The sequence below is a fragment of the Vibrio sp. 1727 genome (assembly GCF_033344415.1).
GTDB classification, from domain to species: domain Bacteria; phylum Pseudomonadota; class Gammaproteobacteria; order Enterobacterales; family Vibrionaceae; genus Vibrio; species Vibrio alginolyticus.
Genome location: NZ_JAWPOT010000013.1, coordinates 99,444 through 122,976, shown reverse-complemented (window position 1 = coordinate 122,976; position 23,533 = coordinate 99,444). Strand labels below are relative to the sequence as shown.

Sequence of the window (23,533 nt, the reverse complement as noted above, 5' to 3'; positions counted from 1 at the left end):
GAGATTCAGCGTTATGGATCAAATGTCAGGTGCAGAGTGTCCTCTACATACATTAGACCGCACAGAGCAACCTCAACCAACGCCACTAGAACCGATGACGTTTCCTCTGCATGGTGCGAGGTTAATCGAGGCATCAGCAGGTACAGGTAAAACCTTCACTATTGCAGGTTTATATCTGCGCCTTTTGCTTGGTCACGGCAGCGCGGAAACTCGACATCGCGTACCGCTTACGGTCGACCAAATTCTGGTTGTAACCTTTACCGAAGCGGCAACTGCGGAATTGCGCGATCGTATCAGGGCAAGAATCCATGATGCGCGAATCGCGTTTGCGCGTGGACAGAGTTCCGACCCGGTGATCCAACCTTTGCTTAATGAGTTTGACGATCACAAGCAAGCCGCAGAAATTTTATTGCAGGCAGAGCGTCAGATGGACGAGGCGGCGGTCTACACCATTCACGGTTTTTGCCAACGTATGCTAACGCAAAATGCGTTTGAATCTGGCAGCCGATTTAATAACGAGTTTGTGACCGATGAAAGTCACCTAAAAGCGCAAGTTGTAGCCGATTACTGGCGCCGCAATTTCTACCCGTTGCCATTTACCTTGGCTGGGGAAATTCGCCAGCTATGGAGCTCTCCATCTGCGTTGTTGTCTGACATCAGCAATTACTTAACCGGTGCGCCGTTAATCCTTTCTGTTCCTGCAATGAAAGGCAGTTTGGCTGATCTTCATACTGAAAATCTGAAAAAAATTGATGAATTAAAAGCACAGTGGCGAGAAAGCCAAGATGACTTCTTCACGCTGATTTCAGATTCAGATATTAACAAACGCAGCTACACCAAAAAGTCTCTGCCGACGTGGTTGGAGGCGGTGAATGCTTGGGCGGCAACGGAAACCACAGGTTACGATTATCCAGACAAGCTGGAGAAATTCGCGCAAAACGTCTTGTTGGAAAAAACACCGAAAGGCAGTGCACCGCAGCATGCGGTATTTGAAGCCATTGAAACATTTCTTGCCAATCCAATCAGCTTAAAAGCGCCACTGCTTGCTCATGCGGTTGAGCATTGTCGTGTGATGCTGGCCAACGCGAAAAATCAAAAACAGTGGCTCTCTTTCGATGATTTGCTGACGCAACTTTCTGCTTCTATCGATACGGACGAAAGCGAGCTTTTAGCGGCGCGTATTCGTACTTTGTATCCTGTCGCAATGATTGACGAGTTCCAAGATACCGACCCGCTTCAATACAGTATTTTCAGCCGTATTTATCTGAACAACCCGGAATGTGGTTTGTTTATGATCGGGGACCCCAAGCAGGCGATTTATGGCTTTCGTGGCGCAGACATTTTCACTTATATCAAAGCGCGTAACCAAGTAAGTGCCCACTACACGTTAGGAACCAACTGGCGTTCTAGCGCAGATATGGTGCAGGCGGTAAACCAAGTATTTGCTTTACCAGACAGTCCATTTATCTATGATTCGGACATCCCGTTCTTACCCGTTAAGTACAGTCCTAATGCCGAAAAACGCATTTGGACTATGGGTGGCCAAAAGCAACCGGCGCTGACTTATTGGTTGCAAGAAGCGGACGATAAACCGCTACTAAAAGGCGAGTATTTGACTCGAATGGCAGAGGCGACCGCAAGCCAAATCCAAACCATTTTGACGCAGGCTCAACAGGGGCAAGCGTGTCTGGTGAATGGCGAAAAACAGAAAGCGGTTCAAGCGGGCGATATCGCGGTATTGGTTCGAACAGGTAGCGAAGGTCGAATGATCAAACAAGCGTTGGCTGATCAAGGCATTGCCAGCGTGTACCTGTCTAACCGAGACAGTGTGTTTACCAGTTCGGTGGCGCAGGATTTACAGCGTTTGCTGCAAGCGGTGCTGACTCCAGAAAATGACCGTGCGCTGCGTGCAAGTCTTGCTTCTGAGCTGTTTGCCCTCGACGCAGCAAGTTTGGATGCACTTAATAACGATGAAATTGTGTGGGAAAACGCCGTAAATGAATTCAAAGAATATCGCAAACTTTGGGTTCAACGTGGTGTGCTGCCGATGTTGCGCGCGGTGATCAGCAAACGCCATATTGCCGAGCGATTACTAGAAGAAGGTGCGAGTTCACAGGGTAAGAATGGTGAGCGAGTACTTACCGATTTAATGCACATCGGTGAACTGCTTCAACAAGCCAGTAATGAACTGGATAGCGACCACGGTCTGCTGCGTTGGCTCGCTCAGTCCATCAGTGATGCGGAAAATGGTTTGGGTGGCAGTGATGACCAAATCCAACGTTTAGAATCGGAACGTAACTTAGTGCAGATCGTAACTATTCACAAATCAAAAGGCTTGGAGTATGACCTCGTATTTCTGCCGTTTGTGTTCAGCTATCGAGAAGCCAGCGAAGCCAAATATTACGATGCAGCCAATGACCGCACGGTACTGGATATCACTGGCAACGATGCGTCCATGAAGCAAGCGGATAAAGAGCGTTTGGCGGAAGACTTACGCTTGATATACGTGGCACTAACGCGTGCTGTGTATGCGTGTTTTATTGGAGCCTCGCCTTTGCGCAATGGTCGTTCGACCAAAGAGCCAACTGGCGTACACCGCAGTGCGATTGGCTATTTGATTCAGAATGGTCAAGAAGGTGGCATTAACGATTTGCAACAAGGTTTAACAAAGCAACAAGACGAGCTTGATTGTGTCGTTGTGGCCGATCCGCCGCAGCAACTCGAAGAGAAGTACGTAGCGCCACAAGAAGAAATACACGATCTTAGCGCGAAAGAGCTGCAAAACCCTATCGATAGAAACTGGCGCATCACCAGTTATTCTGGCTTGGTCAAGCAAGGCTCTCATCACGCCGAGCATGATGCCACGATTGAGATTACGGGTTTTGATATCGACTCATCTGAAGAGCAAGACGAAGCGGATTTGGTGGAGCCAGAGCGCTCTATTTTTACCTTCCCTCGTGGTGCGCGTCCGGGTACGTTCCTGCACAGCTTGTTTGAGGAAGTTGAATTTACTCAGCCAGCCACTACGGAAGAGAATACACAAATCATCCTTGGCTTGATGGAAAGCGAACAGCTCGATGAAGAGTGGCTACCTATTTTACAGCAATTGATTGATACCGTACTCGCAACGCCGTTGGATGGTAAGTCTTTGCTGCTGAATCAAAAAGCACCGTCGCAACGTTTGGTGGAGATGGAATTTTTGCTGCCGATTGAAGTTTTGTCTGCACCGGCGTTAAACCGAGTCATTCAACGTCACGATCCGTTGTCGGCGAAAGCGGGGGATTTAGGTTTCCAAACCGTGCAAGGCATGCTCAAAGGTTTTATCGACTTGGTGTTTGAACATCAAGGTAAATACTACGTGCTTGACTGGAAATCGAATCATCTTGGCGACGATGTGACGCACTATCATGGTGAGGCTCTGAAATCGGCGATGGCAGATCACCGCTACGATTTGCAGTACCAGATTTATGCGTTAGCCCTGCATCGTTTCCTACGCAGCCGATTGGCCAATTATGATTATGAACAGCACTTTGGTGGCGTGTATTACTTGTTCTTGCGCGGCATGGATGGGCAGAGTGACCACGGCATTTTTGCCGCGAAACCAACTTTCGAGTTCTTACAAGAGATGGATCGTTTGATTGATGGTCAAGTACTTGAAACGCGCTCAACTCAAGCCGGGCAGATGGAGCTACTTTAATGACGACAAATCACAATCTTCATTCTGACCAAGATGGCCTATTGGTAGTGTTGGAACGCTTGGCGCACAAAGGTGCTATTCGTCAGCTCGACTACCAATTCGCCTGTTTTATTGATTCTCAAACGCATGATGAACAGTCGGACAGCCAAGCACTGGCGTTTATCGCTGGTGTTGTCAGTAGTGAGCTTGGTAAAGGACATATCTGTCTGTCTCTGTGCGATGCACAAGGGCAAACTACGGATTTAGCCAGTAAGCTAGGGCTGTTTGGTGAGTCGGCATTGGCGCTTAACACACAGTTGCAAGGCATAGACTGGATTCAAGTATTACAAAATTCCAGCGTGGTCGGCGCGCAAGGAGAAGCCTTGCCTTTAATGTTCGATGGTGAGCGTCTGTATCTGCATCGCTATTGGCATTATGAAGTGACACTGGCGGAAAAGCTCAATCAGCTGGGCGCCGCAGTTAACTTGCAACCACAAGAGTTTGCGCGATTATCGGAGTTGCTCAACCATCTGTTCGCACGCCAATACCATTTTCTGTTTAACGCGTTGGGCAAAGCAGTAGAAGCGGGAAGCAGCAACCAAGTGTTGCGTCAACAATTGGTGTGTGATCACCTTGATGTGGTCGCAAGCGAATCGTTGGATTGGCACGCGATTGATTCCGTGCTTAGCAATGCGCGCAAGGTTCAAGATTTGCAAACACTGGATGAACTCGTGCCACTCTCAGCTTGTGTGAACTGGCAAAAAGTCGCGGCGGCGGTTGCGTTAACTCGTCGATTTGCTGTGATTTCTGGTGGCCCTGGTACGGGTAAAACGACGACAGTAACCAAATTGCTTGCTGCTTTGATTGAACAGGCGACGCAAGAGAAAAATCTAACCATCAAGCTGGTGGCCCCGACGGGGAAAGCGGCGGCGCGATTAACCGAGTCCATTGGTAAAGCGGTGCAAGAACTGCCAGTTTCTCCGGAGCTAAAAACCAAAATTCCGACTGAATCGAGCACTTTACATCGGTTGCTGGGCGCGATTCCTAATAGTGCAGAATTTCGTCACAACAAGCAAAATCCACTGCATTTGGATATTTTAGTTATCGACGAAGCGTCGATGGTCGATTTACCAATGATGTACAAAGTGGTCGATGCCTTACCGAAACATGCGCGGCTGATTTTGTTAGGTGATAAAGATCAACTTGCCTCAGTTGAAGCTGGGGCTGTGTTGGGTGATATCTGTTCGTTCCATGCATTGGGTTATGGCAAAGAGCAGGCGTCAGCCATCGCAAAACTGACGGGTTTCGATACTTTAGCCCATACGGGTAACAGTGCATCTAGCATTGCCGATAGTTTATGTATGCTGCAAAAGAGCTACCGATTTGACGCTCGCTCAGGCATTGGTCAGTTGGCAAAAGCGGTTAACTCAGGTTCTGCTGCGAGCGTAGATAACGTCTGGGCGCGTGACTTTTCTGACATCGAACATTTCGCGCTAAGTAGTCAACATTACAACCAAATGATGCAGACGTTGGTGCAGGAATACGGTCGTTACCTCAAACGCATTGGACAACAGGAAACCGATCCTAAAACCGGAGAGCTAGAGTCGCTAACGCACAAAGCCAAAGCAGTGTTAGATACCTTCAACCAATGCCGATTGCTGTGCGCGATCCGTGAAGGTGACTTCGGTGTGGCTGGGCTAAACCAACGCATCGAGAAAGCGCTCGCGGCGCGCAAGTTCATTCAAGTTCAGGATGAAATTTGGTATCACGGCAGACCCGTCATGGTTACGCGTAATGATCACGGTTTAGGTTTGTATAACGGTGATATTGGTATTTGCATGCGAGATGACAGTGAAGAAGAACCGCGTTTGAAAGTCTTTTTCGAGTTACCTGACGGCAGTGTGAAATCGGTCTTGCCAAGCCGAGTACCTGAACATGAAACGGCTTACGCTATGACCATCCATAAATCGCAAGGCAGTGAATTTGATTACACCCTGATGATTTTGCCACCAGACTTTAGCACGATATTAACCCGTGAGTTGATTTACACAGGCATTACCCGCGCGAAAAAGCGTTTAGCTCTTTACGCCGAACTTAATGTTCTGAAGCGAGGCATTAAGGTGAAAACCACTCGTGCGAGTGGGTTAGTACAGCGGCTTACTAACTAAAACAAGAAGACCGAGCTTATGGCTCGGTCTTCTTTTATGCATGTTTTGCAAACGCGTTGGTAAAAGACACGCTGCGTATTTTGTATTGCTGTTGATAAGCAAGAATAAAATCTCGGATAGCGTCATTTACGGGGAAAACACAGTGGACGTCTAGGCCTTCTAAAAACTGATTGTCAGCCATATCCCAGAAGCTTTGAAGCGAATTACAAATGATTGTTCTCATAACAGTGCTCGTCTCGGCTTATTTAAAGTCAGATTAACAACTGTCCTTGGTGTGCAATACGGAGCTAACTAGTTTTTCAATTGCCCAGTATTTTAGGGTGAAGGCTACATTACATCACCTAGATCCATTCGTATTGGTTAAAAACCAATCACTAGCGAGCAGAGTATAGCCAACCAAATGTATATTTAAAAGATAAAATTGGAACAAAAATCAAGCAATGGTTTGCGCATTTCTAAGTTGGGTTTACATGATGACCCGCTAGTCCGGAGTAGGGTTTATGTGTGGCCTTACTCCTCAACAAACTCGTTCCTAAACAAGCTCGATGTGCAGGGTTGAGCGTTAATGAACTAAATCCTGCCCTTTGAGGTTAGTTGGTATAGTGGAACGTTAAGTTTCGCTCCCTGATTTAAGGTTAAGCTATAAATCTAACGCTAAGATTTTGGACTTACGCTGGAAGTTATATAACCCTTGTTTGGCTCCAGGCAAATAGTCGACACTGACTTCGTAAAAACCTTGCTCTCTGAACCAATGCAAACTGTGTGTCGTGAGGACAAAAATCTGATCAATGGTTTCGGATTTAGAACGATGTTTCATGTAGTTGAGCAGTAACAAACCTCGGTTTCCATCACGATAGTCAGGGTGAATCGCTACGCAAGCCATCTCAGCTTTACGCTCTTCTGGGTATGGATAAAGGGCAGCACAGCCAATAATCAAGCCGTCTTTTTCGATGATGGTAAATTTTCCAATCTCTTGCTCTAGCTGTTCTCGAGAGCGCCTAACCAGTACACCTTGTTCTTCTAACGGGCGAATGAGGTCTAAGATACCGCCAATATCGTCAATATTAGCTTGCCTCACTTGTTCAGCACTCGCCATAACAACTTGGGTACCGATACCGTCGAAAGAGAACAACTCCTGAATTAAGGCGCCATCTACTTTATAACTGATCAAGTGGCTACGAGGTACTCCGGCACGGCAAGCGGCAATAGAGCCTTTAAGAAAGCGCAGTGTCCCAGTGTTGTAATCTAGGTCAGGAGACGTATTTTCAGAAAGCGTTTTGATGACATGTTCCGCCTCTATTGGTAGCAACTCGGCGACAGCATTACCGTTGTCATCAATGACACCTTGTTCGGAGCAAAAACCAATCAGCTTATCCGCACCCAGCTTTATCGCTAGTTGGGTGGCGACTTCTTCCGATAATAAATTGAAGCACTCGCCAGTCACAGAGCTAGCAATGGGACCTAGCAGAACAATTGAACCTTGATCAAGAGTGCGGTTGATAGCATCGGTGTCAATGCGGCGAATACGTCCACTATGGCAATAGTCCACACCATCATCAACGCCGAGTGGTTGGGCAATGATGTAGTTTCCGCTAACGACATTGAGCTGGGTACCAGCCATCGGAGTGTTGTTGAGGCTCATTGATAGGCGCGCAGTAATCGCAAGCTGAAGTTGTCCGGCAGCTTGCATAACAACAGATAAAGCCGATTCATCCGTAATGCGGATATTTTTGTGGTAAGGCGTAGTGAGGTCTTGTTTTTCTAGCAGCTGATTAATTTGAGGACGTGCACCATACACCACAACGACTTTGATTCCGAGGCTGTGCATGAGTGCGATATCATTTATAATATTGCCAAAATTTTTGTGTGCGACGGCTTCTCCGCCCAGCATGATCACCATGGTTTTTCCGCGGTGAGCATTGACATAAGGTGTTGATTGACGGAATCCTTTTACGAGAGCAGTACTACGAATTTTCACTACAGCCATTCCTTTGTTTAATTATGTCAAAATAATGCCTTTTTATTCACTTGGTGGCAAGGTGAAATTTTGGAATAAAGCACAAACATATTGAGGTAGGTTCTTGGTCCCGTTAAGAGGGAAGGTTACAATGGTGGCGTCTTTCCTCAATACGTGAACCTCATGTCTTCTGCTGTTAATAAGAATGCTGCGATCACTGCTTCAAATCTGTCAAAAACGTCATCTAAATCAATGCTTCGTAAGTGGCTAGAGCGTTCTCTCATGCTTATAGCGATAGTTGGAACCGTTGTCGTGTGCATGCTGTATAGTGATTTGATTACTCGAACCATTAATCCGCCCATTCCCAAATCGACAATTTATGGTCGCTGGGTTGAGCAAGATGTTGCGCCTTATGCTCGTGAAGAATTTGTGTTGAGTGAGCGCGGTGTTACCGTAAATGGTTCTACAGTGGCGACCAGTTTTAAATTCGATGGGGATTCGTTTTCGTATCGAGTGGGTTCAAATGAGCGGCACTTCAATTTTGTGGGTAAGCAGCATGCAGAAATGAAGCTGGATGCTAATGCACATTATCTACCTGTATTCCGTTTAGAGGGGCGTGCAAGGATTGTGGTAAGATAGTCGTTTTTATTATTGTCTCTTAAGCTGGCAGTTTTTGCGTCTGTGAGTCACATGGATGATCACAACTTCATCTCTCAATCAGTAAATTTTACTTCCAAACATAATCCGGACAATTCCGTAATTCTTCCGCTGTTATCATGTTGCATTAACTGAATGAATTTACAACGAGTAAACGGATTGGCTTAGCGTTGAAACATTTTGTCGTTGCTTTTCAATTGCACCGTATGCATTTGTTTGCCATCCTTTTGCTATTCTCTTTTACGGAAAAGACACGTGTTAAAAAAACTCCTTCCTATTATCTCTTTGAGCCTACTCTTTGGCTGTGCTCAACAAAATGATCGTGCTCAGCAATATCTTGATGGTGAGTTTCCTCAGATCCTCAATCAAGTGGATGTGGTTGAGTCTAACAAACCACGCGATTTTACTGAATTTAACAAGCAAGCTGAGCAAGTGGTGATAAAGTCACCATCCATGGCGAAGATATACCAACCGCTATATCAACGATTAAGTGAGTGGGCGCAACAGAGCGGAGATACCAGTGCGTTGAGTGCGTTTGGCATTCAAGCCGCGCAATTGGGTGGTGGTGATAAAAAAGGTAATGTGTTGTTTACCGGATACTTCTCTCCCGTGATGGAACTGCGTCATACACCAAACGACATTTTTAAGTACCCAGTTTATGGCAAGCCAAACTGCTCATCAGATTGTCCGACTCGCGCGGAGATCTACAATGGAGCACTAGATGGACAAGGTTTAGTGCTAGGTTATGCGCCTAATCGTATTGACCCGTTTATGATGGAAGTGCAGGGCAGTGGCTATGTGCATTTTGAAGATGATGATACGTTGGAGTACTTCGCGTACGCAGGGAAAAATAATAAAGCTTACGTCAGCATTGGCCGAATTTTGATTGAACGTGGTGAAGTGCCGCGTGAAAAAATGTCTCTCAAAGCGATTAAAGAGTGGGTAATGGACAACGACGACGCAACAGTACGCGAGTTGTTGGAGCAAAACCCTTCTTACGTCTTCTTTGCGCCAAAAGCGGAAGCGCCAGTAACGGGATCGGCTGGTATTCCTTTGTTGTCAATGGCCGCGGTCGCGGGTGACCGTTCTATCTTACCAATGGGGACTCCAATCTTGGCGGAAGTGCCACTGCTGAATGCCGATGGTACGTGGAGTGGTGCGCATCAACTGCGAATGCTGATCGTTTTAGACACTGGTGGTGCTGTAAAACAGAACCATTTGGATCTGTATCATGGCATTGGTGCGAGAGCAGGAACGGAAGCAGGGCACTACAAGCATTTTGGTCGAGTTTGGAAACTTGGGCTGGAAAACTCACCAACTCAAGCGCCTTGGGCTTTACCGCCAGAAAAGCTACAATAGCGACCCAAGAAAGAGGAACCGCCTCTTATCTAGACATTTCATCAAAGAGTGCGTATAAATCGCACTCTTTGTTTTTCTATCGATCATCTGGACTTCAATATGCGTGAACTCGATACCCCAGCATCTGACAGCTACAATCAACGCTTTGGCGGCACTCGTCGTCTTTATGGCAACAGTGAAGTGGACATTCTTCGCGCTGCACACGTTTGTGTTATTGGTATTGGTGGCGTGGGTTCATGGGCGGTCGAAGCGCTGGCCCGTACTGGGATCGGTGAGTTGACTCTGATTGATATGGATGATGTTTGTGTCACGAACATTAACCGCCAAATTCATGCGATGACGGGCACCGTTGGCCAAAGCAAAATTGAAGTGATGGCCGAGCGTGTCAAATTGATCAACCCAGAGTGTAAAGTCAATCTGATTGATGATTTCATCACGCCAGACAATCAACATGAGTACTTAAGCAAAGAGTTTGATTACGTGCTAGATGCGATTGACAGCGTAAAAGCGAAGGCGTCTTTGTTGGCGTATTGCCGCAGCAACAAGATCAAAGTGATCACCACGGGTGGTGCTGGTGGTCAGGTTGACCCAACGCAGATTATGGTCGCTGATTTAACGAAAACGATCCAAGATCCTCTAGCGAAGAAAATCAAAGACACCTTGCGTCGTCATCATAACTTCCCTAAGAATCCGGCTCGTAAGTTTGGTATTGATTGCGTGTTTTCAACCGAGCAGCTGAAGTATCCTCAAGCAGACGGTTCAGTGTGTGGTGTGAAGTCGACAGCGGAAGGCCCAAAACGTATGGATTGTGCTAGCGGTTTTGGTGCGGCGACTGTTGTAACTGCAACGTTTGGCTTTGTCGCGGTATCGCGAATCGTTGAGAAGTTGATTTCAAAATATAAGAAGTAAACTAGAAGAAGAGCGCATCATGACAGATTTTCCCGTTTCTCCATTTGGTACAGATATCACCAGCGAAGACATTGTAGCGACTATGCAGCAATTTCAAGGCTGGGAAGATCGCTACCGTCAGGTTATTCAGTGGGGTAAAAAGCTGCCACAAATGCCAGAAGAGCTGAAATCAGAACAAGTTACCGTTTCGGGTTGTGAAAGCTTGGTGTGGTTAGTGAGCAAAGAGCAAGATGGCGTTTGGCATTTTTGTGCGGACTCCGATGCGCGTATCGTCCGTGGATTGATTGCCTTGGTAATGGCAGCTTATGACGGTAAAACGGCCGATCAAATTCAAGCATTTGATATTGATGCTTATTTTGATCAGCTGGGGCTTGTCTCCCATTTAAGCCCGTCACGTGGTAATGGCTTGAAAGCTATTGTAGAGCAGATTAAGCAAATCGCCGTGTAACGAGTCATTTTCCCAACTCTTAAAAAACGCCGAATAGCCTAGCTGTTTGGCGTTTTTTGTATCTGAGTTGAGATATTTTTTGCATATGGATAAAAAGTATGCAAATGGTCGACTATTTTAGCGTTAATTAACCATTCTATTGATCCTGGTTCATTATATTGCCCACTTGGTTTTTATAAACTCAATTGTATTTAAAATTTGTCTATATTAGATAGTAGACATATGCCTCATTCGCTCCTGTTCCCCAATGCTGACACGCATTTGGAGGCGATTGGGATATTTAGGTACAAACGCTAGGAACCTCCCTATATGCAATTCACCTTGGAACATGCGCAAGACGTGTTATCCGGAATGCCAGACCCCACTTTTATTCTGAGTGAAGATGGTATCTATATTGATGTTTTTGGAGGAACAGATAAAAAAGCCTATCACGATGGAAGCAATTTGATAGGTAAGACACTTCACAGCGTACTTGAAAAAGATAAAGCCGACTGGTTTATCGAGCAGATCAGTCGATCACTGAAACAAGACAGTATTGTGACGATCGAGTACAAGATGTGCGCCGACAGCATTCAGGGAATAGATGCCAACAGTGGACCAAGAGGCGACCTATACTACGAAGGCAAGATCTGCCCACTCGCTATAAAATACCGGGGTCGTCGCGTTGTCCTTATTCTTACACGCAACATCTCCAATCGCCACCGAGTTGAAACCCTTCTTCGCCATCAAAGCCAAATAGATGCTCTCACCAATATCTACAACCGACGTGTTTTTTTCGAAAAGCTCACAGAAGAGGTCATTAAAGCTCAAGAGCCGAACTATCACTCCGCGTTGTTATTGTTTGATTTGGACTTTTTTAAAGTCATCAATGATAAACGTGGTCATGATGCGGGAGACCATGTCTTAGAAACGTTAGCTGATTTGGTTTCTCACTTACTCGTCAAAGATGAAATTTTCGCAAGAGTCGGAGGGGAGGAGTTTGCGATTATTTTGCCAGAAACTTCTCTGTCGGCGGCGAAAGAGGTAGGAGAGGAAGTACGTTCCCACATTCAAAATTGTCAGTTCGAATTTGAAAAGATTGAAATTCCGGTCACGGTGAGTGTAGGCGTGGTGGAAATAGGCAGAAATGAAACCACCAAACGTTTGTATGCGCATGCAGATAAAGCGCTTTATGCTGCGAAAAGAAATGGCAGAAATTGCGTGGCGACTCTGGATAGGCAGATGGAGTAACCTTGTTGGTTACTCCAAATCAAACCGTTGGCGTTATAGCATGTCGACGGCTTTTTCTACTGCGGCGATGAGTCTTTCCACATCGTTCGTCGTGTTATAAATACCAAAAGAGACGCGTACCGTGCCTTTCACATTTAGCGCATCCATCAATGGGTGAGCGCAGTGGTGTCCTGCTCGTACCGCAATGCCTTGTTGATCGAGCAGCGTCGCAATATCTTGGTGATGAACGCCGTCCATGACGAACGTCAGTACAGAGGCATTCGGTTGATAGCCTAGAATATGAATGTCATCCAAAGCGCTTAGTGCTTGGTAGGCCTTATCCTGAAGCGCATGGAGATGAGTCTCTACTTCGTGATGGTCAAAACCTTGGTACCACTCAATGGCTTTCGCTAGAGCAATCGCGCCCGCAACGTTTGGTGTGCCCGCTTCAAATTTTCCAGGAAGTGCAGAAAACGTCGTTTTTCCGAAAGAAACGCGTTCAACCATTTTACCGCCGCCGTGCCATGGTGGCATGGCTTCCAAAAGTTCAAGCTTGCCGTATAAAACCCCAATGCCTGCTGGTGCATAAAGTTTGTGACCTGAGAAAACGTAGAAATCGATATCTGATGTCGATAAATCAAGTTGCTCATGTACGATGCCTTGCGCGCCATCAACTACAATAACCGCGCCAACGTTGTGCGCCAGTTCAGTGATTTTTTCGATAGGTTGGCGTGTGCCTGTTACGTTGGTTATTTGTGCGCAAGCAACAATTTTACAGCGGTCAGACAGAAGCACCTTAAATGCGCTGATGTCGAACTGGCAATCTGATGTCATTGGAACTTTTATGACTTTGGCGCCCGTTTGCTCTGCCACGATTTGCCAAGGCACGATGTTAGCGTGGTGCTCCATCTCGCTAATCAAGATCTCATCACCCGGTTGTAACGTGCTGCGGGCGTAAGTCTGAGCAATTAAGTTCAGTGCTTCGGTTGCGCCCCGTGTCCAAATGATCTCTTTAGAGCTGTTTGCACCAATAAAGTTTGCCACTCGTTCTCGTGCCGCTTCAAATTGGCTGGTGGCATTAGCCGTTAAACTATGACTGCCACGGTGAACATTGGCATTTTGCGCACTGTAGTAATGACTGATGACATCAATCACACATTGCGGTTTTTGCGTTGTCGCTGCGCTATCTAGATACACTAAGGGCGTATCGTTGACGGATTGATTTAGAGCGGGAAATTGCTCACGTACAGCATTTACGTCAAACATTATTCTTCACCAAGCTTGTGGTAGTGCAGAGTAGGCAGAGGGATCATTGGTTCAGCAACTGACCATGCGTGTTTTTTACCTGAGAGTTGAATGATTACTTCCATCGCGAACTCTAAAGCTGTACCCGGACCTTGACTAGTGATCAGGTTGTGGTTGATATCAAAGGTCACGCGTTTGCTGCGCCACTTCTCTTCCGGGATATGTGACTGAAAGCTCGGGTGACAGGTCATCAGTGATTGTGGGAAAAGATCATGGTGTTGCAATACCAACGCTGGTGCTGCGCAGATAGCAGCGACCAATTTTCCCTCGTAGATGTGCTGCTTAAGGATTTCTATCATCACCGTGCTATCACGAAAAATTTCTGCACCACCAACACCACCAGAAAGCGCTATGGCGTCAAACTCATCATCAGCGATATCGACCAGTTTACAATCGGCTGTTAGTGTGACTCCGCGAGAAGCTTTCATCGTCAATGAGCCATCAAAAGCAGCACTCGCTACCGTAACGTCATAACCCGCGCGAACCATCATGTCGATAACGGTGACGGCTTCCATTTCTTCGGTGCCCGGAGCGATTGGCACTAAGATTTTCTTACTCATTGTTCTGTCCAGCTTTGTTCTATTTGTTTGATGCGTTGGTAAAGTTTTAAATTCTCAGGCGTATTGATGCGATGTTTCTCGGCAGCCTTTAACAGGTATCCGGTTATAAAATCAATTTCCGTTCGACGCTGATGGAATACGTCTTGTCTCATTGAAGAATAGTTCTCAGCTGTGGCGTTCACCACTTGCATTACCGTATCGAAAAGAGAGCGAAACTCGATAGCAATACCTTCTTTACTCATTACTTCAACCAGTTCTTGAGTGATGCTTTCAAGTTGTATCTTAAACTCGGGCTGCGCAAGCTCACCATTCTTACACTGGTGAATCGCAGTCAGTGGGTTAATCGCGCAGTTAATTGCTAACTTAGTCCATAACGCAGATTGGATGTGTGGATTCCAAATGGCCTCTGGAAGGGCATGATGCACAACATCTTGCAGAAAAGCGCACAGCATTCCTTTGTCATTATAACCACCCACTTGCGTTGTTCCGTGACCGGTATGCAGTACGTGTTGGTTATCTGGTTTGTATGCGCCGTGCGTCGTTGTGGCGAGCACTATCGGATTGTTTGGCAGAGCCTTCTCCACGCCAAAGGCGGTACCCATACCATTGTGCATCAGCATGATAATCGTGTCTGCGTTGATATGAGGCAGTAAAGGCTGAATGGCGTCTTCCACTTGCCAAACTTTTACCGTGATCAAAATGAGATCCGCTTTATTTACGGAGGAAATATCTTGATTACTGAATACGGTTGCGGGTGTGTCATCCAACTGAAGTGATTGTTGTCTCTCTGAACTTCTTCCCCACAATGAAACATTGTGTCCGGCAAGCTTAAATTTTGTTGCCCAGAGTGAGCCCACCGCACCTGGACCGAGGATAAGGATATTCACCAAACGCTCTCATTAAAAAGGTTTGCTGCAAGGATAATGAGGGAAAAAAGGAAAGCAAATAAAAATGGCGCCGAAAGGCGCCATTTTTGAGCAAACTTAGTGGTTCAATTAGAACTTGTAAGTTACAGCTAGGTAGTGACTTACACCAGTCGATTCTAGCTCAACACCTGGAGCGACTTGTAGACCGTCTTTTACGCCATATACTTCTTTGTATGCTTTCAGGCCGTAACCAACCGCGAAGCGATCTGAGTGCCAGTAAATGCCGTTGAACATTGCACCACCGTTTGACGCGGTAGTACCAAATTTGTTACCAGCATCATCATCCATACCGAATTGGTAATCAATGTAACCTTGGTAAGAAATGAATGAACCATTGTCGAAGAAGTAGAATGGTTTGAACCAGTTAGTCGAGATTTGGAAACCGTTCCAACCTTTGTTGTTGCCATCGTAAGTGCTGTACAGGTTTAGGCCGATTTTACCTAACCAAGGAACCATTACATCAGAACCTAAACCGATTTTCTGGTTGTTTACGCCACCGTTGTTACCGCCCCATTCCATTAGAGATGCAATGTATAGCTCTTGAACTGGACCGAAAGATAGGTCTTTACCAGTTACTGCATCTAGAGACATACGTGGTGCAAATTTCATGAACATCTTGTCAGGAGCGCCGTTCTCAATTGACTTATCTTGGTTATCTTTAGTCGCTAGGTTAAATACGTCTACGTAACCGTATAGGTCGAAAATACCAGAGCGACCGCCAAATTCCATTTCTAGGTAATCGTGAGCGTTGTCGTCAGCGCCTTTAACTCGTGGCATTTCATCAATTGAGTACATGTAGTTGAACTGCATCCACTTGTAATCGTTTTTGTGGATATCGCCGTCAGAGTAATCTGCCGCCATAACTGGAGCTGAAGTAGCCGCTAGAAGGCTAAGAGCTAAAAGTGATTTACGCATAAGGGGACTCTCTATGTTTGTAATGATTCAGAACACGCAATCTATGCTGCGCTTTCCAATTGGCGGGAATAATAGCGATAAAAATCCCAAATGAAAGTGATAAAGGGTGCAAAATTGAACGTTTTTGGTGAGTTGCGTCACGAAATTATCTTTATTTACGGAACTTTTTGTTTGTTGCATTTGATTGCAATAAATATGTGATTTGGATCGTTTGCGTAAGCGATTTTATGACTTTTTAAGCCAGTCGATTAACCAACATAAATCGTTAGTGATCGGAGTGATAAGGGATTCGTATGTATCCGTGAATCAAAGAGGACGTTTGAATGAAAGAAGTCATGTTATTCCCACTCACTTCAGTTGTACTCCCTGAAGGTAAAATGAATCTGCGCATTTTTGAGCCACGATATAAGCGAATGGTAAAGGAATGCAGCCTACAAAATGTGGGCTTTGGAGTTTGCCTAGTAGGAAGTGAAGGTGACCCTAAAGACGTGGGTAACGTTTCATCTATCGGAACTTTGGTCAGGATCGTTGATTTTGAAACACTCAGTGATGGCCTTCTTGGTATTACAGTTGCTGGTGAGCAACGCTTTGTTGTCAAACGCGTCCGTGCAGATGCGGATGGCTTACGTCATGCAGAGGTTGAATGGTTAGACAATTGGCAACATCTAGACAACTCACCAGATTTCTTCTTTTTAAGCCAGCAGTTATCCCATGTTTATGAAGAGTTTCCTCAACTTGGAAGCCTCTACCAGCATCGTTTTTACGATGACTCTGCTTGGGTTACTCAGCGTTGGCTTGAGTTACTACCCCTAGACTGCAATCTGTTCGAACAGCTAGTCGGCGCAGAGGACTGTATTCCTGCGTTGCAATTTCTGACAGAAGCCATAGAAGCCCCGACTAACAAAGAGGCAAGGATATGAAAGGATTTAATAAAGCTGCGCTAACTATTGTTGCGACATTAGGACTGGCGGCGTGTGGCTCCGACAGTGACACTATCGAGTATTCCAATTTACAAGCAGTGCACGCGTCTTCTGATGCGCCGCTCGCAAATGTGTGGATCAACGATAAACCATCATTAACGAATGTTGATTATGGTGTGGGATCTGGCTACGTTAAATTGCGAGAGGGGATGAATTCGATTCAGGTCGATGTTCAGCTCCCAGGTAATGAAACCGCGACCGTAATACCTAAAACAGAACTAGATCTTGATTCCGACCTCAATTATAACGTGTTCGTTGTTGGCGATGCCGATGGTTCGCCAAACCCAGTTGAGCCTTTAGTTGTGACTCGCAGCTCCGATTCAATGGCTGATGCCAATAGTTTAGATGTTCAAGTTGTTCATGCAGCTTCAGGCGTTCCTGCTGTTGATCTTTATGTCACTGAGCCAGGTGCTGCTCTTGCTAGCGCGACTCCAATAACTAACCTTGCTTACAAAGCTTCTACCGACGTATTGAACATCCCAGCTGGTGAGTATCAAGTTCGACTTGCCGTAGGAGACAGCGTTGCTTTTGACTCGGGCAAAGTATCTCTTGCGGCTAACTCCAACTTGACGATTGCCGCTATCGGCACAGGAGATTCGAATAGCACGTCACCTGTCAAACTCTTGGTGTTGGACGGTTCGGGCTCTTCTATAATTGAAGATATGGGCAGCCAAGCTGAAGTAAGAGTCGGACACCTTGTCGATGGAGCGCCAGTCGTCGATGTTAACGTTAACGGGGCGGCCTTCGCTCCTCTTGTCGACTTAGCGTTCAAAGAGATTCGTGGTTATTTGGATCTTGCTGCTGGCGCTTACGATATTGACGTTTACGTGGATGGCACAACAACCAATCCGATCATAGATGTTGACGGGTTAATGGTTGCAGGTGGAATGGATTACAGTGTTTATGCAGTCGGTGTTGTTAGCCCAGCGATTGATATCGAAGCTCTGGTTGTTGAAGATATGAGACGCGCTGTGGCGACTAGCGCGACATTGAATGTGACACACGCTGCGGCTAATCCTATAGCGGAAATGGTGGATATTTACCTCACTACGAGTGCAGGAATAGATGGAAGTGATCCAACTATTGCTAATTTTGCGTATAAAAATAGCGTACAAGGATTATATGTCGCTGAAGGTACATATTATGTAACGGTAACAGTGGCTGGTAACCCAAGTATTGTTGCGGTTGACTCAGCACCAGTAAATGTAATGAACGGTGTTGTGTACCAAGTCGTTGCCATTGATGATGGGAACAACGGTGGTTTCAACTTGTTGGTCGATGACGTGACCGATTAGGACGAATGGGAGGAGGAGACTCCTCCCACAAATTAAGGCCGATTATGATGAGTGATAGCCCGAAAAAACTGGGGCGCAGTGATTGGAACGATTACATGGATAAAGTGAAGGCTCGAGACAAAGATGCGTTCGCTTTTGTATTCCGTTTTTACGCACCCAAGCTGAAGCAATTCGCTTACAAACATGTTGGTAATGAGCAAGTTGCTATGGAGATGGTGCAAGAGACCATGGCGACAGTTTGGCAGAAAGCGCACCTCTATGATGGTGAAAAGAGCGCGTTATCGACTTGGATATATACCATAATCCGAAACCTTTGTTTTGATTTGCTGAGAAAACAGAAAGGTAAGGAATTACACATTCATTCTGATGACATTTGGCCGTCAGAGTATTATCCACCTGATCTTGTTGATCACTATTCACCAGAACAAGATATGTTGAAAGAACAGGTGGTTAAGTTTTTAGATATATTACCGAAAAACCAGAGAGATGTTTTACAAGCGGTATATCTTGAAGAGCTACCTCATCAACAGGTCGCGGAATTATTTGATATACCCCTCGGTACTGTAAAATCCAGGCTGAGGCTTGCAGTAGAAAAGCTAAGGCATTCAATGCATACGGAGCAACTATGAACAAACACCCAGATAACAGCTTGTTAGAAGCATACGCTTCGGGAAGCATTGATGCGGTTTCTGGTCTTGTGGTCGCAACCCATTTAGAAACATGCACCAAGTGCCGAGCTTATGTGAACCAAGTCGAAGCAAGTCAAGCGAACATCGTAAGTGACATACCTTCTGAGTATGTTTCTGAATTTGACGACATGTTTAATGACATCATCAATGCGGAGCCAGCGACTGATAATATCGTGATCCGCGACTCTGCTGCTGTTAATGTCGCAGGAAAAAGTTTCGCTCTTCCTAAAACTCTAGCGCGTTTCTCTGACCTCGTAGGGTCATGGAGAAGTTACGGAGGCAAGGTTTTTAGTGCTCAGATTGACCTAGGGGAAGACGCTCGTGTCAGCTTAATGTACATCGGGGAAGATGTGCAAATTCCTCAACATACGCACAAAGGCCTGGAGTCTACATTGATCCTGCATGGCGGATTTAGTGACGAGGATGGCCAATATGAAGAGGGCGATTTGATGATTAGAGACGCATCAGTGAAGCACAGCCCTTACACTAAGGCCGGAGAAGACTGCTTGTGTTTAACCGTATTGACTGAGCCGATGATCTTTACTCAAGGCGTGGCACGTATATTTAATATGTTTGGTAAAGGGTTATACCCATAGACCTCTTATCTTATATCTCGCAAAACAAAAACCACCGAATTCGGTGGTTTTTTATATGTTTCGTTAATGCTTGTGACGTGCTTTTTCCAATAGAGCATCAAAGTAATGTCGTAGCGAGTACAACATAATCAAGCTTGGCACGACCATGACAGCGGTAAGCACGAAGAATGTGCTCCAATCATTAAGATAATCCACTAGCTCGCCACTGAAAGAAGCAAGAGTCGTCCGTCCGAAGTTTCCTAGAGAAGCAAGCAACGCATACTGAGTTGCCGAAAATGCTTGTCCGGTTAGAATCGTCAAAAATGAAACAAAAGCGACAGTTGAGAAAGCAGTCGTAAAGTTATCGACAATAATCGTGGCTAAGTACAAGTGCTCGTTTGGGCCTACCGAAGCAATCCAAGCAAACATCAAGTTACTGGCAGACATAGCAATACCACCGATCATTAATCCACGTACAATACCAAACCTAACGTTGAACATGCTTCCGACAAAAGTAAAGAAGATGGTGGCTCCCCAACCAATCAGTTTGGAGTAATAGCCAATTTGTTCATTGCTAAAACCAATATCTTTGTAGAACGCGATCGACATCCTGCCCAAAAACGCTTCGCCAATTTTAAATAGGAAAACGAACAGCAACAGAGTAATCGCGACACGGACACCATTGCGATTAAAGAAATCAAGGAAAGGTTCCACAACAGTCACGGTAAACCAAGCTACGACTTTCGAACCAACCACTTCTTTGTGGCGTTGTTCAGCGGCAGACTGAAGTTGTTCGCGTTGAGTCTTAGGTTCACCGACTAAAATCGTAAAGACCATTAGAATGCCGACTATCACCGCCATCCCGTAATACACACCACTCCAACCGACACTGTCAGCATTAACAAACGCTAAATAACCCGGTAGTGAATAACCTGTCCACCAGCCAATGACCGCCATTGCAGAAGCTTGAGGCAGTTTAGACTCTTCTGACTTTGGGAAAGTATCAATACGAAAAGCATCAATTGCGATGTCTTGTGTCGCTGAAGCCGTTGCAATACACAAGGCGAGTAGTGACGCAAACACCAAGTTTTCCGCTGGATTAACACCGGCAATAAATAGGGTAGCGACGAGTACGATACTTTGACAAAAGAAAATCCAGCTACGTCTTTGCCCCAGCAGTCTAAAGAGGACTGGCAGCTTCACGCGGTCAACCAGAGGTGCCCACAGAAAGTTGATCGCATAGACCGCAAAAACGCTACCAAAATAGCCAATTGCGGAGAGGGTCAAGCCGGCATCTTTTAGCCAACCTGACATGTTTGAACCGATAAGAACCCACGGAAAGCCGCTAGAGCAGCCCAGCATGAAAACCCACATGAGTCGTTTATCGAGGTAACTTTTTACCGTTTCCAACCAAGTGATGGAAGGTAATGAAGACATAAATCAATCCAATAAAATGAAGCCGTTGAAAGAGAAAGCCCTTCGATTATTCAAAGGGCTTATCGTTTTGGCTATTTAAGTAGTGTAGCTTTGGTGATGACGATTTGCGTCTCTGGTACATCACGCATTCGGCCTACCGTCGTGGTCGGCTGCTGAGCCATTTTCTGGATAACGTCGAACCCCTCAGTAACCTCACCAAATACAGCATAACCTGGTGGTCGAGCGCCATAGTTGAGAAAGTCATTGTCGACTAAGTTGACGAAAAACTGACGAGTTGCAGAGTTTGGTGCATTGGTTCGTGCCATGGCGATGGTAGCACGGTCATTGTTTAGACCATTATTTCCTTCGTTTTTGATTGGCGCGTATGTTTTCACCATCTGCATATCTTGGTTAAAGCCGCCACCTTGTGCCATGAAGCCTGGGATAATACGATGAAAAATAGTACCCTCGTAGCTCCCATCTTCTACATATTTTAGAAAATTAGCGACAGTGATAGGTGCTTTCTCTTCGTTTAACTCAACCGTAAATGAACCAAGTGTCGTTTCAAACGCTACTTTTGGTCCAGCCCAAACGCTGCAGCTGAGTAGTGCTAAGGACAGAATCGCTTTGCGTAACATTAGAAACGCTCCTGCATGTATTGACGAAGCTCAGGGTCATTGGCAATCTCTTTAAGCGTCAATGTCACCACATCATTCAATGTCTCTTCAATATCGGCATCAGAAGCACTCAATGTGCCAGATCGCTTTGCTGTACCTGTATAAGTTTTGACTAGCTTGCCCTCAGGTGTCTCTGCTGTGATTTCCAGCACAACTTTAGCATCCATCTCATTTTCCATCACCGAATGCTTCACGTTGACCAACGCTTCTTGAACGCTCAATTCAATCGCGTTGTTGCTGTTTAGATCCGCATGGAAACCTTGAGATGAGAATTGCTTCTCTAATGCTTCTTCTAACGCAATACGTAAATTCTGTTTAGCATGAAGAGGAAGAATGTTCGAACGGCCGTTATCCACCAACGCCACGTACTGCGCTGCACGTACATCTTTGCTGGTCAAACTGTAAGTCTTGCCTTGAACAATTGGATTGGTGCTCAATGTGCTTTCTGGCATCAGGTTCAGCTGAGGTTGTTGAGGGGCTGAACACGCAGCAAGCAACGCAACCGAAGCCGCAAGTACCAATTTTCTCATTTTATTATTCCTTTTAACTATTTTGCTAAAGCTTATTTTGCGCTTAATTTAGCAGGATTTTTTGTAGCCTGTAAAATCACAAACTTATTGTTGGAAGCGATAAGTTTCACATTTTTATCGCCAAACAGACGTTTGAGTTTTGCGTCGTACCCGAGGTGACGATTTCCGATAACCAGTAAACGGCCATTTTCACTTAATACTTGTTTAGCATCGCAGAACATTTGCCAAGCAATATGATCGGTGATTGCCTGTTGTTGATGAAACGGTGGATTACACATAACCATAGAGCTGCTGCTGTGTTTAAAACCGTCCAAGCAATTGTTCGCTATGCACTGTATGTCTCTATTTTCACCAAGGTTGTCGCGTAGGTTCTGTTTTGCCGACTCAAGCGCCATAAAGCTTTCATCAACACATGTTAGCCGAGCATTTGGATTCAACTGACCAAATTTAACAGACAGAACACCATTGCCGCAGCCGAGGTCGATGACATTGTCTATTGAAGGGTCTTGAGGCAGGTGCTGCAGCATAAAGCGTGCACCTAAATCTAAACTTTCTCCTGAATAGACATTTGGCATGTTCTTGAGTTCGATATCTTCGCCATCAACGCGCCAAGTCGTGAAAGGCATTACTTCAATCGTAGGCTCAACTGTTGCTTGAGAAAACACCAATCTGTGCTTTTTCCAGGCCAAAGATGTTTTTGTTTCGCCTAAGTATTTTTCAAACAGTTTTAGCGTCGAAGTATGAATGTCTTTCGCTTTATTGACTGCAATGACGGGGCAGGAAGCCGGTAGCGCCTTTCTTAATTGGCTTAGTATCCACACTAGATGGCGGTTACTTTTGGGCAGTTGCAGCAAGACGAGATCAATATTGGCAGGAACGAGGTCCATCGTGGTGGCAAACGCTACTTTATTGCACTGGTTTTGCTCGAGATTTTGCTGTGCACCTTTATGTGAGATGAATGAATCACTCATTAGCGTTACATGGTGCTTTTCCGAAAACCAGCAGGAGAGGGCACCAAAGCTGTCATTAATCACGAGGATGTTTTGATTGTCTGGCAAAGCAAGCTCTTCAACATGATTAATAAGATACTCATCACCGGCATCCCACGCTTGTAGCGTTTCGTTACTACGTTTTGGGAAACGATGAAGTGTTAAGCTTCGCTCGTGAAGGTTCAGTTCGGTTTTCATAGCTAAATGTAAGTTGATTTAGAAATTAAGTGTTATTGTCGCAAATGATGACGTGTCGAGATACAAAAAGCTGTCAAATTTTACGAGTTCAGTGA

The 23,533-nt window shown here is 45.6% G+C and carries 21 protein-coding genes; 11 read left to right on the top strand and 10 right to left on the bottom strand.

Translation table 11 applies throughout. The features are described from left to right. Positions 1-22 precede the first annotated feature (22 nt). Both recB and recD read left to right on the top strand, forming a co-directional pair. A complete protein-coding gene (recB, locus tag R8O10_RS13885) occupies positions 23-3,697 on the top strand; it encodes an exodeoxyribonuclease V subunit beta (RefSeq protein WP_318191490.1) in 3,675 nt (1,224 codons plus the stop codon). After that, entirely contained in the window at positions 3,697-5,844 is a 2,148-nt protein-coding gene (gene recD, locus R8O10_RS13880) for an exodeoxyribonuclease V subunit alpha (protein WP_318191485.1), read from the top strand. Before recB ends, recD begins: the two co-directional genes overlap by 1 nt. A gap of 34 nt (positions 5,845-5,878) precedes the next feature. On the opposite strand, the gene R8O10_RS13875 is transcribed toward recD, so the two are convergent. Both R8O10_RS13875 and argA read right to left on the bottom strand, forming a co-directional pair. Next, positions 5,879-6,067, bottom strand: coding sequence for a hypothetical protein (locus R8O10_RS13875; RefSeq protein ID WP_005380230.1), 189 nt, complete (start codon positions 6,065-6,067; stop codon positions 5,879-5,881). 417 nt (positions 6,068-6,484) lie between these two features. Next, complete coding sequence (argA, locus tag R8O10_RS13870; RefSeq protein ID WP_012841478.1) at positions 6,485-7,822, bottom strand: amino-acid N-acetyltransferase; 1,338 nt, start codon at positions 7,820-7,822, stop codon at positions 6,485-6,487. 162 nt (positions 7,823-7,984) lie between these two features. Between argA and R8O10_RS13865 the strand changes: the two genes are divergently transcribed. The 5 genes from R8O10_RS13865 to R8O10_RS13845 all read left to right on the top strand — a co-directional run bounded on the left by R8O10_RS13865 (position 7,985) and on the right by R8O10_RS13845 (position 12,404). Beyond that, on the top strand, positions 7,985-8,440 hold the full coding sequence (locus tag R8O10_RS13865) for a DUF2850 domain-containing protein (protein WP_318191484.1): 456 nt from the start codon (positions 7,985-7,987) through the stop codon (positions 8,438-8,440). A 273-nt stretch (positions 8,441-8,713) separates the two neighbouring features. Further along, positions 8,714-9,817: a murein transglycosylase A gene (gene mltA / locus R8O10_RS13860; protein ID WP_318191483.1), complete on the top strand. Its 1,104-nt coding sequence runs from the start codon at positions 8,714-8,716 to the stop codon at positions 9,815-9,817. A 99-nt stretch (positions 9,818-9,916) separates the two neighbouring features. After that, the gene (gene tcdA / locus R8O10_RS13855) at positions 9,917-10,726 is read left to right on the top strand and encodes a tRNA cyclic N6-threonylcarbamoyladenosine(37) synthase TcdA (RefSeq protein ID WP_005380241.1); all 810 of its coding nucleotides are present in this window, start codon (positions 9,917-9,919) and stop codon (positions 10,724-10,726) included. Between the two features lie 19 nt (positions 10,727-10,745). Then, positions 10,746-11,174: a cysteine desulfurase sulfur acceptor subunit CsdE gene (gene csdE / locus R8O10_RS13850; protein ID WP_005380244.1), complete on the top strand. Its 429-nt coding sequence runs from the start codon at positions 10,746-10,748 to the stop codon at positions 11,172-11,174. 309 nt (positions 11,175-11,483) lie between these two features. Next, positions 11,484-12,404 carry a GGDEF domain-containing protein gene (locus R8O10_RS13845; protein WP_262639978.1) on the top strand — a complete coding sequence of 307 codons (921 nt, stop codon included), beginning with the start codon at positions 11,484-11,486 and terminating at the stop codon, positions 12,402-12,404. Positions 12,405-12,437: 33 nt separating this feature from the next. Here the strand turns inward: R8O10_RS13845 and csdA are convergent, their stop codons facing one another. From csdA to R8O10_RS13825, 4 genes are all read right to left on the bottom strand, one after another. Continuing rightward, positions 12,438-13,649, bottom strand: a complete 1,212-nt coding sequence (gene csdA, locus R8O10_RS13840; RefSeq protein WP_318191482.1) for a cysteine desulfurase CsdA — start codon at positions 13,647-13,649, stop codon at positions 12,438-12,440. Further along, positions 13,649-14,248, bottom strand: coding sequence for a DJ-1 family glyoxalase III (locus R8O10_RS13835; protein ID WP_006742560.1), 600 nt, complete (start codon positions 14,246-14,248; stop codon positions 13,649-13,651). The genes csdA and R8O10_RS13835 overlap by 1 nt, the downstream gene beginning before the upstream one ends. Continuing rightward, positions 14,245-15,135 (bottom strand): 2-dehydropantoate 2-reductase, encoded by an 891-nt coding sequence (gene panE / locus R8O10_RS13830; RefSeq protein ID WP_318191481.1) that lies wholly within the window; start codon positions 15,133-15,135, stop codon positions 14,245-14,247. The genes R8O10_RS13835 and panE overlap by 4 nt, the downstream gene beginning before the upstream one ends. 108 nt (positions 15,136-15,243) lie before the next feature. Further along, positions 15,244-16,089, bottom strand: a complete 846-nt coding sequence (locus R8O10_RS13825) for an outer membrane protein OmpK (protein WP_005391741.1) — start codon at positions 16,087-16,089, stop codon at positions 15,244-15,246. 323 nt (positions 16,090-16,412) lie between these two features. Here R8O10_RS13825 and R8O10_RS13820 point away from each other — a divergent pair, with 323 nt between their 5' ends. The 4 genes from R8O10_RS13820 to R8O10_RS13805 are packed head-to-tail and all read left to right on the top strand — an operon-like array spanning position 16,413 to position 19,649. Next, on the top strand, positions 16,413-17,009 hold the full coding sequence (locus R8O10_RS13820; protein WP_017636020.1) for an LON peptidase substrate-binding domain-containing protein: 597 nt from the start codon (positions 16,413-16,415) through the stop codon (positions 17,007-17,009). After that, positions 17,006-18,364, top strand: coding sequence for a DUF4397 domain-containing protein (locus R8O10_RS13815; RefSeq protein ID WP_318191480.1), 1,359 nt, complete (start codon positions 17,006-17,008; stop codon positions 18,362-18,364). The genes R8O10_RS13820 and R8O10_RS13815 overlap by 4 nt, the downstream gene beginning before the upstream one ends. A gap of 44 nt (positions 18,365-18,408) precedes the next feature. Next, positions 18,409-18,993, top strand: a complete 585-nt coding sequence (locus R8O10_RS13810; protein WP_005380255.1) for an RNA polymerase sigma factor — start codon at positions 18,409-18,411, stop codon at positions 18,991-18,993. Next, positions 18,990-19,649, top strand: a complete 660-nt coding sequence (locus tag R8O10_RS13805) for a ChrR family anti-sigma-E factor (RefSeq protein ID WP_005380256.1) — start codon at positions 18,990-18,992, stop codon at positions 19,647-19,649. The genes R8O10_RS13810 and R8O10_RS13805 overlap by 4 nt, the downstream gene beginning before the upstream one ends. Before the next feature lie 63 nt (positions 19,650-19,712). Here R8O10_RS13805 and R8O10_RS13800 read toward each other — a convergent pair whose 3' ends face one another. From R8O10_RS13800 to R8O10_RS13785, 4 genes are all read right to left on the bottom strand, one after another. Beyond that, positions 19,713-21,065 (bottom strand): AmpG family muropeptide MFS transporter, encoded by a 1,353-nt coding sequence (locus R8O10_RS13800; RefSeq protein ID WP_318191479.1) that lies wholly within the window; start codon positions 21,063-21,065, stop codon positions 19,713-19,715. Between the two features lie 71 nt (positions 21,066-21,136). Next, entirely contained in the window at positions 21,137-21,682 is a 546-nt protein-coding gene (locus R8O10_RS13795) for a peptidylprolyl isomerase (protein ID WP_005380258.1), read from the bottom strand. After that, a complete protein-coding gene (locus R8O10_RS13790; protein WP_005380259.1) occupies positions 21,682-22,251 on the bottom strand; it encodes a YajG family lipoprotein in 570 nt (189 codons plus the stop codon). Before R8O10_RS13790 ends, R8O10_RS13795 begins: the two co-directional genes overlap by 1 nt. A 32-nt stretch (positions 22,252-22,283) precedes the next feature. Beyond that, positions 22,284-23,438, bottom strand: a complete 1,155-nt coding sequence (locus tag R8O10_RS13785) for a methyltransferase (protein ID WP_005380260.1) — start codon at positions 23,436-23,438, stop codon at positions 22,284-22,286. Positions 23,439-23,533: the final 95 nt, after the last annotated feature.

Coding starts and splice junctions, on each gene's coding strand:
- recB (WP_318191490.1), top strand. CDS start 23: ATGTCAGGTGCAGAGTGTCCTCTACATACATTAGACCGCACAGAGCAA.
- recD (WP_318191485.1), top strand. CDS start 3,697: ATGACGACAAATCACAATCTTCATTCTGACCAAGATGGCCTATTGGTA.
- R8O10_RS13875 (WP_005380230.1), bottom strand. CDS start 6,067: ATGAGAACAATCATTTGTAATTCGCTTCAAAGCTTCTGGGATATGGCT.
- R8O10_RS13865 (WP_318191484.1), top strand. CDS start 7,985: ATGTCTTCTGCTGTTAATAAGAATGCTGCGATCACTGCTTCAAATCTG.
- tcdA (WP_005380241.1), top strand. CDS start 9,917: ATGCGTGAACTCGATACCCCAGCATCTGACAGCTACAATCAACGCTTT.
- csdE (WP_005380244.1), top strand. CDS start 10,746: ATGACAGATTTTCCCGTTTCTCCATTTGGTACAGATATCACCAGCGAA.
- R8O10_RS13845 (WP_262639978.1), top strand. CDS start 11,484: ATGCAATTCACCTTGGAACATGCGCAAGACGTGTTATCCGGAATGCCA.
- csdA (WP_318191482.1), bottom strand. CDS start 13,649: ATGTTTGACGTAAATGCTGTACGTGAGCAATTTCCCGCTCTAAATCAA.
- R8O10_RS13835 (WP_006742560.1), bottom strand. CDS start 14,248: ATGAGTAAGAAAATCTTAGTGCCAATCGCTCCGGGCACCGAAGAAATG.
- R8O10_RS13825 (WP_005391741.1), bottom strand. CDS start 16,089: ATGCGTAAATCACTTTTAGCTCTTAGCCTTCTAGCGGCTACTTCAGCT.
- R8O10_RS13820 (WP_017636020.1), top strand. CDS start 16,413: ATGAAAGAAGTCATGTTATTCCCACTCACTTCAGTTGTACTCCCTGAA.
- R8O10_RS13815 (WP_318191480.1), top strand. CDS start 17,006: ATGAAAGGATTTAATAAAGCTGCGCTAACTATTGTTGCGACATTAGGA.
- R8O10_RS13810 (WP_005380255.1), top strand. CDS start 18,409: ATGATGAGTGATAGCCCGAAAAAACTGGGGCGCAGTGATTGGAACGAT.
- R8O10_RS13805 (WP_005380256.1), top strand. CDS start 18,990: ATGAACAAACACCCAGATAACAGCTTGTTAGAAGCATACGCTTCGGGA.
- R8O10_RS13800 (WP_318191479.1), bottom strand. CDS start 21,065: ATGTCTTCATTACCTTCCATCACTTGGTTGGAAACGGTAAAAAGTTAC.
- R8O10_RS13795 (WP_005380258.1), bottom strand. CDS start 21,682: ATGTTACGCAAAGCGATTCTGTCCTTAGCACTACTCAGCTGCAGCGTT.
- R8O10_RS13790 (WP_005380259.1), bottom strand. CDS start 22,251: ATGAGAAAATTGGTACTTGCGGCTTCGGTTGCGTTGCTTGCTGCGTGT.
- R8O10_RS13785 (WP_005380260.1), bottom strand. CDS start 23,438: ATGAAAACCGAACTGAACCTTCACGAGCGAAGCTTAACACTTCATCGT.